General features: G+C 58.5%; 9 protein-coding genes. 7 read left to right on the top strand and 2 right to left on the bottom strand.

Features of this window, described 5'->3' with window-relative positions; translation table 11 throughout:
- Positions 1-24 precede the first annotated feature (24 nt).
- Positions 25-828 (bottom strand): inositol-1-monophosphatase, encoded by an 804-nt coding sequence (gene suhB, locus NR195_RS15705; protein ID WP_008926709.1) that lies wholly within the window; start codon positions 826-828, stop codon positions 25-27.
- A 132-nt stretch (positions 829-960) separates the two neighbouring features.
- Between suhB and trmJ the strand changes: the two genes are divergently transcribed.
- From trmJ to sseB, 5 genes are all read left to right on the top strand, one after another.
- A complete protein-coding gene (gene trmJ, locus NR195_RS15700; protein WP_010257594.1) occupies positions 961-1,713 on the top strand; it encodes a tRNA (cytosine(32)/uridine(32)-2'-O)-methyltransferase TrmJ in 753 nt (250 codons plus the stop codon).
- 130 nt (positions 1,714-1,843) lie between these two features.
- Positions 1,844-2,341, top strand: coding sequence for a Fe-S cluster assembly transcriptional regulator IscR (iscR, locus tag NR195_RS15695; protein WP_010257591.1), 498 nt, complete (start codon positions 1,844-1,846; stop codon positions 2,339-2,341).
- Positions 2,342-2,429: 88 nt separating this feature from the next.
- Entirely contained in the window at positions 2,430-3,590 is a 1,161-nt protein-coding gene (locus NR195_RS15690; RefSeq protein WP_256844700.1) for an IscS subfamily cysteine desulfurase, read from the top strand.
- Positions 3,591-3,751: 161 nt separating this feature from the next.
- Positions 3,752-5,038 carry an aminopeptidase PepB gene (gene pepB / locus NR195_RS15685; RefSeq protein ID WP_122889746.1) on the top strand — a complete coding sequence of 429 codons (1,287 nt, stop codon included), beginning with the start codon at positions 3,752-3,754 and terminating at the stop codon, positions 5,036-5,038.
- Positions 5,039-5,084: 46 nt separating this feature from the next.
- Complete coding sequence (gene sseB, locus NR195_RS15680) at positions 5,085-5,849, top strand: enhanced serine sensitivity protein SseB (protein ID WP_010257582.1); 765 nt, start codon at positions 5,085-5,087, stop codon at positions 5,847-5,849.
- Between the two features lie 270 nt (positions 5,850-6,119).
- Here sseB and sseA read toward each other — a convergent pair whose 3' ends face one another.
- Entirely contained in the window at positions 6,120-6,962 is an 843-nt protein-coding gene (gene sseA / locus NR195_RS15675; protein ID WP_033772412.1) for a 3-mercaptopyruvate sulfurtransferase, read from the bottom strand.
- A 146-nt stretch (positions 6,963-7,108) separates the two neighbouring features.
- On the opposite strand from sseA, the gene NR195_RS15670 reads away from it, so the two are divergent.
- On the top strand, positions 7,109-12,004 hold the full coding sequence (locus tag NR195_RS15670; protein ID WP_256844699.1) for an alpha-2-macroglobulin: 4,896 nt from the start codon (positions 7,109-7,111) through the stop codon (positions 12,002-12,004).
- Positions 12,005-14,344, top strand: a complete 2,340-nt coding sequence (gene pbpC / locus NR195_RS15665; RefSeq protein ID WP_010671318.1) for a peptidoglycan glycosyltransferase PbpC — start codon at positions 12,005-12,007, stop codon at positions 14,342-14,344.
- Positions 14,345-14,381: the final 37 nt, after the last annotated feature.

The following is a 14,381-nucleotide window of genomic DNA, read 5'->3' as shown; positions in this document are numbered from 1 at the left end:
AGCCGCCTTTTTCTGTACTGAGACTTAGCGTTTTAACGCTTCGCTCAGCTCATCACGCATGTTCGACAGCATCGATTTCACCACACGTGGGTTACCCGCGACCAGGTTACCTGACAGCAGATAGCCATGGTTGCCGGTGAAGTCGGTCACCAGACCGCCCGCTTCACGGACCAGCAGTTCACCCGCCGCAAAATCCCACGGCTTCAGGCCAATCTCAAAATAGCCATCTACGCGACCGGCAGCCACATAGGCCAGATCCAGCGCAGCAGAACCGGTGCGGCGGAAGTCAGCACACTGGGTAAAGAGTTTGGTCATGATATTCATGTAAGCCGGCGCGTGCTGCTTCATTTTGAACGGGAAGCCGGTCGCCAGAACGGTGCCATCCAGATCGCGGGCCGTGCTGCCACGCAGACGATAGCCATTCAGCTGAGCGCCCTGACCGCGTGAAGAGGTGAAGAGTTCATTGCGCATTGGATCGTAAACGACGGCGACTTCAGTGCGGCCTTTAATGCGCACAGCGATAGAAACAGCAAAGTGGGGTAAACGTTTGATGAAGTTTGAGGTGCCATCCAGCGGATCGATAACCCATTGAACATCCTGATCTTCGCCCGCCAGTTCACCGCTTTCTTCAGTGATGATGGTATGTTTCGGGTAAGATTTACGAATAATTTCGATAATCAGGCGTTCTGCTTCGCGGTCAACATTCGTTACGAAGTCGTTGCTGCCTTTCTGGCTGGCTTCGACGGCGTCCGGGGTTTCATAATATTTGGCAATTAAATTTCCGGCCTTGCGCGCTGCGCGCACGGCAATGTTGAGCATTGGATGCATCGGTATCTCTCGCTGGATGTTAAAGAACGGGGAAAACGGCGCGGAGTATAGCAGCGTGTTCGGTAAATGTCCTGCTTTATGTTAATATTCTCTCTACTGATTTTACTGACCCGTTTCTGAGTATCCCTAATCATGTTGCAAAATATTCGTATCGTGCTGGTCGAGACTTCTCACACCGGTAACATGGGCTCCGTTGCGCGCGCCATGAAAACCATGGGCTTAACCAACCTCTATCTGGTTAACCCGCTGGTCAAGCCTGACTCACAGGCTATCTCACTCGCGGCCGGTGCCAGCGACGTTATCGGCGACGCAAAAATTGTCGACTCGCTGGATGAGGCCATTGCCGGATGCAGTCTGGTGGTCGGCACCAGCGCACGTTCCCGCTCGCTGCCCTGGCCGATGCTGGATGCGCGCGAATGTGGCGTGAAAAGCGTGGAAGAGGGCCAGCAGGCACCGGTTGCGTTGGTTTTTGGTCGTGAACGTGTCGGCCTGACCAATGACGAGTTGCAGAAGTGCCACTATCACGTCGCAATTCAGGCAAACCCGGAATACAGCTCGCTGAATCTGGCGATGGCCGTACAGATTATCGCCTATGAAGTGCGCATGGCATGGTTACAGGCGCAGGAGCAGGCCAGCCCGCCGCCACAGTATGAAGAGTCACCTTATCCGCTGGTGGATGACCTGGAGCGCTTCTATCAGCATATGGAACAGATGATGCTGAACAGCGGCTTTATCCGTGAAGCCAATCCTGGCCAGGTGATGAGCAAACTGCGTCGTCTTTACACCCGTGCCCGCCCGGAACGCGATGAACTGAACATCCTGCGCGGCATGCTTTCGTCGTTTGAAAAGCGAAAAAACGATAAAAAAGAAGCAGATAATAGTTGAGTGAATTACCAGGTTAAATACCTGACTAATTTACCAGGTTAAATAGTTGACCAATTTACTCGGGAATGGCAGACTTCAGAGCATCTGTTGCTAATCCTCCGATAACCGGACGCTATTGAGGTCGTACGCTATGAGACTGACATCCAAAGGACGTTATGCCGTTACTGCAATGCTGGACGTTGCCCTTCACTCCCATGAAGGTCCGGTCCCGCTGGCTGATATTTCAGAGCGTCAGGGCATTTCGCTCTCCTATCTGGAGCAGTTATTCTCCCGATTGCGTAAAAATGAGCTGGTGTCCAGCGTACGTGGTCCGGGCGGCGGTTATCTGTTGGGCAAAGCGTCTAATACCATCTCTGTCGGTGAAGTGATCACCGCCGTTGATGAGTCTGTTGATGCCACCAAATGTCAGGGTAAAGAAGGCTGCCAGGGCGGCGAGCGTTGCCTGACTCACGTGCTGTGGCGCGATCTGAGCGTGCGTATCAGTGACTTCCTGAACAATATTACACTGGCTGAGCTGGTGAATAATCAGGAGATCCTGGATGTAGCCGATCGTCAGAATGCGATTGATAATCGTCGCTTCCAGAGCCCGCGCACGCAGGAAATTAACGTCAACCAACGCGCCTCGTAATCCCCGCTGTTGCGGCCCTTACTGCTAACGCGGTCAGGGCCGAATCTGCTATAAAGACGTATGATTTTTTATACGGAGCTGTAGCGCAATGAAATTACCGATTTACCTGGATTACGCCGCCACCACGCCGGCCGATCCGCGTGTGGCCAGCAAAATGATGCAGTTTCTGACGCTGGATGGCACGTTCGGTAATCCGGCCTCGCGATCGCACCGTTTTGGCTGGCAGTCTGAAGAAGCGGTTGATGTTGCGCGTAATCAGATCGCCGAACTGGTCAATGCCGATCCGCGTGAAATCATCTTTACCTCTGGCGCCACTGAATCCGATAACCTCGCGATTAAAGGTGCAGCTCACGCCCATCAGGCGCGCGGCAAACATATCATCACCAGCCAGACAGAACATAAAGCGGTGCTTGATAGCTGCCAGCAGCTTGAGCGTGAAGGCTTTGCTGTCACTTATCTCACCCCGGCGGCTAACGGCATTATCTCGCCTGACCAGCTGCGTGCGGCGCTGCGCGACGACACGATTTTAGTCACCCTGATGCACGTTAATAATGAAACCGGAGTGATTCAGGATATCGCCGCCTTTGGCGAACTCTGCCGCGAACGTGAGATTCTGTTTCATGTGGATGCGACCCAGAGCGTCGGCAAGCTGCCTATCGATCTCAGCCAGTTACCGGTTGATTTGATGTCCTTTTCTGCCCATAAACTCTATGGCCCGAAAGGCATCGGCGCACTCTATGTCCGGCGTAAACCGCGTGTGCAGATTGCTGCGCAGATCCACGGCGGCGGACATGAACGCGGTATGCGATCCGGGACATTGCCGGTGCATCAGATTGTCGGCATGGGCGAGGCGTATCGTATCGCAGCAGAAGAGCGCGAAACCGAGATGGCGCGCCTGCAGACTCTGCGCGATCGCCTGTGGCAGGGCATCAGCACACTGCCCGACGTCACCCTCAATGGCGATCTGCAGCAGAGCGCACCGAACATTCTTAACCTCAGTTTTGCTGACGTTGAGGGTGAATCACTGATCATGGCGCTGAAAGATCTGGCGCTCTCTTCCGGCTCGGCCTGCACCTCCGCCAGCCTGGAGCCTTCCTATGTATTGCGGGCGCTGGGCCTGAGTGAAGAGCTGGCGCACAGTTCGCTGCGCTTCTCGCTGGGACGCTTCACAACCCAAGAAGAGATCGACTACGCCATTGCCCTGGTGCAGAAATCAGTGACCCGTCTGCGGGCCTTAATGAAATCCTGATATCCGGTCATAGTCCGGAAATTGCGCCTATATTTGCACTTCGCTGGCAACACCTGACGGAATCTGTTATCAGGTCTCTCTGCGAATTATATTTAACATCTTATTAAAGCCGTTATAACAATCAGGCTGGATGAAACAGATAACGATTATGGAGCTTTTCGATGACCACACAACCCATGAATATTACGCTTAGCAGCCAGCCCGCCGATGCGCGCTGGGGCGAAAAAGCGATTCTCAGCAGCAACGACAGCGGCATGACACTGCATCTGACCGGCGCGGATGCGCTGAATATCATTCAGCGTGCGGCTCACAAAATCGACAGCCAGGGGATCCGCCATGTGGCGCTGACCGGCGAAGGCTGGCACCTTGAGCAGTGCTGGGCATTCTGGCAGGGCTTCCGTGGTCCGAAAGGCCAGCGTCAGGTTGAGTGGCCGGCGCTGGGCGAACATGAGCAGGCGGAGTTTGATCGCCGTCTGAAAATTATCGACTGGGTTCGCAACGTTATTAACCTGCCCGCGGAAGATCTGGGGCCGGAACAGCTGGCGCACAATGCAGTCGATCTGATCAGTGAAGTGGGCGGCAGCGCCGTCAGCTATCGCATCACCAAAGGCGACGATCTGCGGGTACAGGGGTATATGGGCCTGCACACTGTTGGACGCGGTTCAAATCGTCCGCCGGTATTTCTGGCACTCGATTACAACCCGATCGGCGACGACGATGCCCCGGTCTACGCCTGTCTGGTCGGTAAAGGCATTACCTTTGATACCGGTGGCTACAGCCTGAAGCAGAGCAGTTTCATGGACTCAATGAAATCTGACATGGGCGGCGCGGCGACCGTCACCGGCGCGCTGGCCATGGCGATTTCGCGCGGTCTTAACAAGCGCGTGAAACTCTACCTCTGCTGTGCCGATAACATGGTCAGCAGCAACGCCTTTAAACTGGGCGACATCATTCGCTATCGCAACGGTAAATCGGTGGAAGTGATGAACACCGATGCGGAAGGGCGTCTGGTCCTGGCCGACGGTTTAATCGACGCCAGCGAGCAGAACCCGACGATGATCATCGATGCTGCGACGCTGACCGGTGCGGCTAAGACGGCGCTGGGCAACGATTACCATGCGCTGTTTACCTTTGATGATGTGATGGCACAGTCGCTGATGGGCAGCGCGGTGAGTGAGAACGAACCTTTCTGGCGTCTGCCGCTGGCCGAATTCCATCGCAGCCATCTGCCGTCTAACTTCGCCGATCTCAATAATATCGCCAGCCCGTCACATGCGGCGGGTGCCAGTAGCGCGGCAGCGTTCCTGTCACACTTCGTCAGTAACTATCAGCAGGGCTGGCTGCACATCGACTGCTCCGCGACCTATCGCAAAGGCGCAGTTGACCAGTGGGCGGCGGGTGCAACAGGTCTTGGCGTGCGTACACTCGCCAATCTGTTACTGAAATAAGCCGATCTCAGCGGTGGCTGATGCCGCCGCTGTTCAGAGGGAAACTATGAATCGTCTTGAAGAGGTGCTGAAGCTGGCGGCCACTGAGCCTGCCCATCGGCCCGAGTTTTTTCAGCTGCTGCTGGAATCTGATGCCTGGGTGCCAGGTGAAAGCACCACGCAACAGCTTGATGCCAGCACGCCCGTTGATCTGCAGCACTGGGAAAAAGAGGATGGCAGCAGCATCATTCCTTTTTTCACGTCAGAAGAGGCGATGAGTGAAGCGGTGAGCGGTGAGCAGTCCTGGCTGCGTCTGCCGGTACGAACGCTGTTTGAGATTACGCGCGGCGAGACGCTGTTTCTCAATCCCAAACTGCCTTCCGGTAAAGAGTTTACTGCGGCCGAGATCACCCATCTGCTGGCTGAAGAGGGCAGTGCACTAAGCCAGCAAACCGTGCTGGAAGGCGGACAGTCACTATTGCTGTCTGAGGTGGCTGAACCCCCTGCGCAGATGATCGACTCACTGACTCAGCTCTTCAGCAAGCATAAGCAGGTGCGTCGCGCGTTTATCGCCAGTATCCGTGAGCGGGCTGACGAAGCGCCCAATCTGCTGATTGGCATTGAAGCGGACAGCAATATTGAGACGATCATTCAGGCGGCGGGCAGCGTGGCAACCGATACGCTGCCGGACGATGCGCCGGTTGATATCTGTGAGGTGACGCTGAACGATCGCGGCATCAGCCACTTCTTTACCGCCCACATCACGCCATTCTATGAGCGTCGCTGGGGCAGTTTCCTGCGCGACTTCAAGGGCAGTGAGCGGATTATCTGAGACAACAAAGTAAACAGGCGGCTCACGAGCCGCCTCATATAGCTGATATCCCGAATCAGGGGGAATCTGGCCGCAACGAATAAGCTTAACGCGCAGGGAACAGGGTCAGAGGAGGAAAGCGTCCCGCGCCATGGACGGCGCGGGCCGAGCGGCCAGGGAGTGGCTTTAGCGACTTTCCGATCTGACCCTGTTTCCTGTGCTACCTCGTTCTTACAGCTGATCGAATCCGATATTATTAAAAAAACAGGCGGCTCATGGGCCGCCTGTTTTTTATTTCGCGATAGGTAAGTCGTCGCGACTGCCCCATTCGCCCCAGGATCCGTCATACAGCGTGACATCCCGTGCGCCCAGCGCCGTCAGCGCCAGAATCACCACCACCGCCGTCACGCCTGAGCCACAGCTGGCGACCACCGGTTGGGTAATATCGACGCCCGCATCGGCAAACAGCGTCTGAAGTTCCGCCTCCGGCTTGAGTTTTCCCTGTTCAACCAGGCTGTTCCACGGCACGTTCAGGCTGTTGGGAATATGTCCGCGATGCAATCCGGGACGTGGTTCATCCACTTCGGCGTTAAAGCGATTGGCAGGACGCGCATCAATAATCTGTGCGCCGCCTTCATGGCTGATCAGCAGTACGTCCGTCAGGCGCTTCACCCGGCTTTCATCTGCGTGGGCCTCAAACTCACCTTCCGGCAGATTCACTTCGCCGGTTGCCAGCGCAAAACCGGCTTCTTTCCAGCCCTGCAAGCCCCCGGCCAGAATCGACACCTGAGCCACACCAAAGGTTTTCAGCATCCACCAGGCGCGTGGCGCAGAAAAGAGATTACCCTCGTCATACACCACCAGGTGCTTATCACTGCTGACACCCAGTTCACGCATCGCGACGGCAAAACTTTCGGCGCGGGGCAGCATATGGGGGTAAGGGCTGGTGTGATCGGAAAGCGCTTCAATATCGTAGTAAGGGGCGTCGGGTAAATGACCCGCCAGATATTCGGCCTGGATATCGCGAACCGCTTCCATACCGGGTGGCAACAACCGTGCATCCAGCACCTGAAGCCGCTCATCGTTGTAGTGCTCTTGTAACCAGTCGGCGGACACAAACAGTGGCGTCGTCATAACAACCTCATCTCAGCAATCTGTCATACCAGTGTCAGGGAATGTGCGCACCATCTCAAGAGAAGCGTTGATTAAATGCGAGCATTGATATGAAATTGCGCTGCGTAATCAAACGACACTCCCTGCGTCCCGGTGAAGGAACTACCATGAAGAAACGCAATACCCGGCTGCTGCTCAGCATGCTGATCGGTGGTTCGCTGCTGTCAGCGACCCTGTTACCTGTTTTGCCTCTCCAGGCGGCAGAAGCACCCGCAACCTCCCAGGTCAGCAAACCGCTGACGATTATCGATCTCTCGGAACTGCAGATCGATAATGCCGCTGCGCTGGTCTTAACCTTCAGTCAGCCGCTTGATGATAAACAGGATATCGCGCAAAAAGTCAGGCTGACCGACGATAAACAGGGCCGGGTGGATGGCGGCTGGGAGCTTTCTGCTAACCGCAAAACGTTGCGCTTCCGCCATCCCGAGCCGTCACGTCACTTCACCGTCACGGTGGATGCGGGACTGCGCGCGGCCAGCGGAGAGACGCTTGCCGCCGATTACAGCCAGAAAATCGCCACCCGTGATATCCAGCCGATGGTGGGCTTTGCCAGTCGCGGTTCACTGCTGCCGCTGCGTATCACCCAGGGACTGCCGGTGCTGGCGCTGAATGTTGACCAGGTCGATGTCGATTTCTTCCGGATAAAGAATGCCGGCCTGGCGGAATTCCTCTCGCAGTGGAATTACGGCAACAACCTCTCAAGCTGGCAGTCGCAGGAGCTGCTGAAAAGCAGCCAGCTGGTTTATAGCGGACGCTTTGAGCTCAATCCGGCGCGTAACACGCGTGAAAAATTGCAGCTGCCGATGCGTGACATTACCGCACTTCAGCAGCCGGGCGTCTATCTGGCGGTGATGAAGCAGGCCGGGACTTATCGCTACAGCCAGCCCGCCACGCTTTTCACCCTCAGCGATATTGGCCTGTCATTGCATCGCTTCCCGACCCGGTTCGAACTGTTCGCCCAGAGTCTGGCAGACGGTCAGCCGCTTTCCGGGGTCAGCGTCAGGTTACTGGATGAGAAGGGGCAGGTGCTGCAAAGCGGAACCAGTGACAGCACCGGTCATCTGAGCCTCAAGGCGGATGAAAAAGGCAAGCTCCTGCTGGCAATTCAGGGAGAACAGACCTCAATGATCGACCTGGCGCGTCCGGCGCTGGATCTCGCTGAATTCCCGGTCGCGGGGCCGCAGGGCTATGACAAACAGCTGTTTGTTTTTGGTCCACGCGATATCTATCGTCCTGGCGAAACGGTCATCGTGAATGCGCTGCTTCGCGATGCCGACGGACACCCCTTGCCCGCGCAGCCGATCAAAGCGGAGCTGGTGCAGCCCGATGGCCAGGTGATGCGGACTTTTGTCTGGCAGCCTGAAGCGGGATTCTACCAGCAGCGACTGGCGCTGTCCGCGTCGGCCATGACCGGCGACTGGATGTTGCGACTGAATACCGGCGATAACCTCAAGCGAGAGTGGAAGTTTCACGTCGAAGATTTTCTGCCGGAGCGTATGGCGTTAACCCTGAAAAATGACCCTCAGCCACAGGCCGCTGATGCCAGTGTTGAGTTCGGTATTGAGGGGCGCTATCTCTATGGCGCCCCAGCGGCAGGTAACACGCTACAGGGTCAACTCTATCTGCGACCGGCACGCGAGGCGGTGACTGCACTGCCAGGCTACCAGTTTGGTGACATCACCGAAGAGGGGTTAAAGCGGACGCTGGATGAGGTGGATCTCAAGCTCGATGCCAGCGGTAAAGCACAACTCACGGTAGAAAATCAGTGGGATCAGCTCCACTCTCCGCTCAATCTGATCCTGCAGGCCAGCCTGCTGGAAACCGGCGGACGTCCGGTCACCCGTAGTGCCACCCAGGCCATCTGGCCCGCTGAAGCGCTGCCGGGTATCCGGCCGCTGTTTGGTAACAAGGCGGTTTATGACTACCGCAGTGACAGCTATCACGATGAGCCGACCGTGCCGGAACAGAGCCTGGCCGAATTCGACATTGTCTATGCCAACAGTCAGGGCAAAAAACTGGCGGCAGAGAAGCTGGATGTTCGCCTGATCCGTGAACGCCATGATTACTACTGGAGCTTCTCTGACAGCGAAGGCTGGCAGTCGCAGTATAGCGACAAGGATCTGCAGGAAGATGAACGCGCCATCTCTGTCCCGGCTGATGGCAGCACCAAAGTCAGCTTCCCGGTCGAGTGGGGCCACTACCGGCTGGAAGTGCAGGCGGGCGAGAAGATCGTCAGCAGCGTCCGGTTCCAGGCGGGTTATGACTGGCAGGATAACACCAACGGCACGGGTGCATTGCGCCCGGATCAGGTCAGACTGAAGCTGGACAAAGCGGCTTACCAGCCGGGCGACACCGTGCATCTGCAGGTTGAGTCACCGGCGGCCGGTAAAGGTTACCTGATGGTGGAGTCGAGCAGCGGCACGCTCTGGTGGCAGCCACTGACCGTACCAAAGGGCGGCACAACGGTGGATGTCCCTGTTGCTGAGAGCTGGCAGCGTCACGATCTCTACTTCAGCGCCATCGTGGTGCGAGACGGCGATAAGGTCAGTGGCGCAACGCCAAAACGCGCGGTGGGGCTGTTGCATCTGCCGATGGCGACGGAGGCGCGCCGCTTAAATCTGACGCTGGATGCGCCCGATAAAATCCGTCCTGAGCAACGCCTGACGGTAAAAGTCCACGCCAGTCGTGATGGCGGCCCGCTGCCTGAAAAAGTGAATGTACTGCTGTCAGCGGTGGACAGCGGCGTTCTGAGCGTGACGGATTTTAAAACGCCCGATCCGTGGCAGGCGTTCTTTGGCCGTAAACGCTATAACGTCGATCAGTACGACGTCTTTGGCCAGCTGATCGAAGGCGGTGGCCGGCTCGCGGCACTGCGTTTTGGTGGTGATGGCGAAGATGAATCGATGACGCGCGGCGGCAAAAAGCCAGTGACGCACGTCAATATCGTGGCGCAGCAGTTACAGGCGGTGACGCTGGATAAAGAGGGCAACGGATCGATTACGCTGCCGATCCCGGCCTTTAACGGTGAACTGCGGCTGATGACCCAGGCATGGAGCGACGACAGCTTCGGCGCGGCCGAACGTAAACTGGTGGTCGCGGCGCCGCTGATCAGCGAACTGGCCACCCCGCGCTTCCTTGCCAGCGGCGATACAGCCTCACTGGCGCTGGATCTCACTAACCTGACCGATCTGCCGCAAACTCTGAAGGTGGATCTGAGCAGCAGTGGCTTAGTGGATCTGGCCGGGGCTGCCAGCCAGAGTGTGACGCTGGCCAAAGGCGCGCGTACCACACTTCAGATTCCGGTCATGGCGAAAACCGGCTTTGGTGATGGCGAGGTTGCCGTGCAGATTTCCGGTCTGAACCTGCCGGGCGAGCAGGTGAAGCCCAGCAAACAGCAGTGGAAAATCGGCGTCAGACCACCTTATCCGGCCCGGACGCTGAATTTCGATGCCGTCATCAATTCCGATCAGCCCTGGCAGGTCGCGGCAACCGCGTTTACCGGCCTTGATGCTCAGACCCTGAGTGGACAGCTGACGCTGAGCAATCGTCCGCCGCTCAATATCGCCAGCTATATCAGTGCGCTTTACGCCTATCCCTACGGCTGTCTGGAACAGACCACCAGCGGCCTCTGGCCGTCGCTCTACACCAGCCATGCCGAGCTGACCGAGATGGGGATAAAAACCAGCAGTGACGAGGCGCGCCGGGCCGCCGTCGACACCGGCATTGCCCGTCTGGCGGGCATGCAGCGGGCCAACGGTAGCTTCGGGCTGTGGGACAAACAGAGTGAGGAGGAGTTCTGGCTGACGCCTTACGTGACCGATTTCCTGCTTCGCGCCAGCGAGGCGGGCTATGCGCTGCCGGATAATATCGTTGATCGCGCTAACGCACGGCTGCTGCGCTATCTGCAGGATCCCGCGCAGATCAGCGGCGGCGGCAGTGATAACAACGCCGCGCTGCAGTTCAGCGTGCAGGCTTACGCCGGACTGGTGCTGGCGCGTCAGCAGCGTGCGCCGCTGGGGGCGCTGCGCGCCTTGTATGAAAAGCGTGAGAAGGCCCGCTCCGGCCTGGCGCTGATGCAGCTTGGCGTGGCGCTGAAGCTGATGGGTGACGGGCAGCGCGCATCGCTTGCGATCATGCAGGGTGCCAGTCTGACGCGCTCAGATAAAGAGTGGTATGGCGACTATGGCAGCACGGTGCGCGATGAGGGGATGATGATATCCCTGTTAGCAGAGAATAAGCTGCAGCCCGATCTACAGAATAGTCTGCTGCTGTCGCTGTCAAAAGAGGTCAACGGCAAGCGCTGGTTCTCGACTCAGGAGAATAACGCGCTCTATTCAGCGGCGCATACGCTGCAGCGTGCGCAGGGCGGAAGCTGGCAGGCGCAACTGTCGGGCAATGCACAGCCTCTGCAGGGTGATGCGCCACTGAATAAAGGGCTGGGGGCTGAACGACTGTTGCAGGGCTTAGCCATCAGTAATCCGGGCAGTGCGCCGCTGTATGGTCGTCTGGATGTCACCGGTTATCCGCTGGCCGCGCCACAGCCGGAGAGCAATGTGCTCGGGATAAAACGTGAATACTTTACGCTGGATGGCAAAGCCGCCGATCTCAGCAATCTGCGCAGCGGCGAGTTGCTGGTGGTGCGTCTGACCGTTTCGTCGAAGCGCAGCATCACCGATGCGCTGGTGGTGGATCTGCTGCCTGCCGGTCTGGAGCTGGAAAACCAGAACCTGGCTGACAGCAGCGCCAGCCTCGGCGACAGTGCGGATGCGCTGAAGGAGAGCATGGGTGACATGCAGCAGGCTGACATCAGACACATTGAGTTCCGTGACGATCGCTTTGTGGCGGCACTGGCGGTGGATACTTATCGTCCCGCGACGCTGGTCTACCTGGCGCGGGCGGTCACACCGGGTCGCTATCTGATGCCACCACCGCAGGTCGAGTCGATGTATGTGCCGGAGTGGCGCGCCACCGGCAGCACGCCGTCACAGCTGCATATTCAGTAAGTGACGCGACGCGTGGTAAACGTCAGCAGCATCAAAAAGTGGTGGCTCGCGCTGCCGCTTTTTTTTCTGGCGCTGTGGCTGGCTATATGGGGGCTGGATCGGCTTTTCCCGTTGCCGCTTAAACAGGTGCAGCCTGCGCGGGTGGTTGTTGCCAGCGACGGTACACCATTGTGGCGCTTTGCTGACAGCAAGGGGATCTGGCGCTATCCGGTCACGCCAGAGGAGGTGGCTCCGGCCTATCTGCAGGCGCTGCTGACCTACGAAGATCGCTGGTTCTGGTATCACCCCGGCATCAATCCCCTGGCTCTGCTGCGCGCCGCCTGGCAGGATCTGCGCCATCAGAGCGTGATTTCCGGAGGCAGCACGCTGACCATGCAGGTGGCACGCCTTATCGACCCGCAACCCCGGACGCTGCGCGGCAAGCTGATTCAGGCGTGGCGGGCGCTGCAGCTGGAATGGCATCTTTCCAAACGTGACATCCTGACGCTCTACCTTAACCGTGCGCCCTTTGGCGGCACGCTGGAAGGGGTGGGCGCGGCCAGCTGGAGCTGGCTGGGAAAAGCCCCGTCACAGCTGACGCCGGGCGAGGCGGCGCTGCTGGCCGTTTTGCCGCAGGCACCCAGCCGTCTGCGGCCCGATCGCTGGCCTGAGCGGGCAGAAGCCGCACGCAACAAAGTGCTGGATCGGCTGGCGGAATACCGCATCTGGTCCGCTGAACAGGTGGCGGAAATCCGTCAGGAGCCGGTGTGGCTGCCGCCGCGCCAGATGCCACAGATGGCGCCGCTGCTGGCCCGGCGGCTGCTGTCGATCAGCCACAGCGATAAGATTGTCTCTACGCTTGACCCCTCACTGCAGCGCGAACTGGAAAGTCTGGCGCTGAATGTTAAAAATCAGCTTCCACCACGAACCTCGCTGGCGATGCTGGTGGTGGATCACACCACTATGGCGGTTCGCGGCTACGTCGGCTCGGCTGATTTTACCGATGACAGCCGTTTTGGCCATGTGGATATGATCGCCAGCGTGCGTTCGCCAGGCTCGGTGTTAAAACCCTTTATTTACGGCATGGCGCTGGATGAGGGGCTGATTCATGCTGAATCACTGCTGCAGGATGTGCCGCGTCGCTTTGGTGATTACCGGCCAGGCAACTTCGATACCGGATTTCACGGACCGGTCAGCGCCAGTGACGCGCTGGTGCGGTCGCTGAATCTGCCTGCGGTACAGCTTCTGGAGGCGCTGGGACCGAAAAACGTTGCAGCGCGCCTGCGCAACGTCGGTCTGAACTTACGTTTTCCCCCCGGCGCTGAACCTAATCTTTCCCTGATTCTCGGCGGCACCGGAGCGCGCATGGATGAGATCGTGGCAGCTTACAGCGCCTTTGCCCGCCACGGTAACGCCGGCCAGTTGCGCTGGATGCCCGATCAACCCTTACAGCAGCGGCCGCTGCTTTCGCCTGAGTCGGCGTGGATCATCCGGCGTATCCTGGCCGGGGAAGCGCAGCCCGCGGGCAATGGCAGCGTACCCGATGTGGTGCCACTGGCCTGGAAAACCGGCACCAGTTATGGCTACCGCGACGCCTGGTCGGTGGGGATCAATCCCCGTTATCTGATTGGCGTCTGGGTCGGAAGACCGGATGCGACGCCGGTTGCCGGGCAGTTTGGTTTTGCCTCTGCCGTGCCCGTCATGAATCAGATCAACAGCCTGCTGATGAGTCGCCTCGGCAGACGTGACGTTCCGGGCGATCCGCGGCCGGCCTCGGTGACGGTGGCGACCATTTGCTGGCCTGGCGGTCAGCCGTTGCCCGCCGGAGACGAAAACTGTCGCCAGCGGCGGCAAAGCTGGGTTGCCGCCGACACGCTGCCGCCTACATTGCTGGCTCCCGGTCAGGAGAGCCTCAGCGGATTACGCCTGGGCTACTGGCAGAATGCGCAGGGACTGCGCGTCGCAGCAGACTGCCCCGACGCCACCCGCCATGAACGGCTGGTCTGGCCGCTGCCGCTGGAGGCCTGGCTGCCGCCTCAGGAGCGGCGGGCGCAACGTCTGCCCCCTGTCGATGCCCGGTGTCCGCCGTTACAGCAGGGCAGCAGCGCACCGCTGATCGTTACCGGCGTGATTGAGGGGCAAATTGTCAGACCGCTGCCGGGCAGGAGCGCGCTGACAATGCCGGTCGCGGTGCAGGGAGGGCAGGGCACACAGCGCTGGTGGTTCCTGAATGGTGAGCCTCTGATGACGCAGAACGCCGCAGACAGCCTGTCGCTGCAGCTCGATCATCCGGGCGAGTATCAGCTGGTGGTGATGGATGAAGAGGGGCAACTTGTCTCCGTCACCTTCAGCCGGGGCTGACGCTTTTTTGCGCTAAATCATAACTATGGCGCGTCTG

The sequence above is a fragment of the Pantoea sp. Ft-CA_14 genome (assembly GCF_024520875.1).
Classification (GTDB): domain Bacteria; phylum Pseudomonadota; class Gammaproteobacteria; order Enterobacterales; family Enterobacteriaceae; genus Pantoea; species Pantoea agglomerans.
This window is presented reverse-complemented; position numbering and strand designations above follow the sequence as displayed.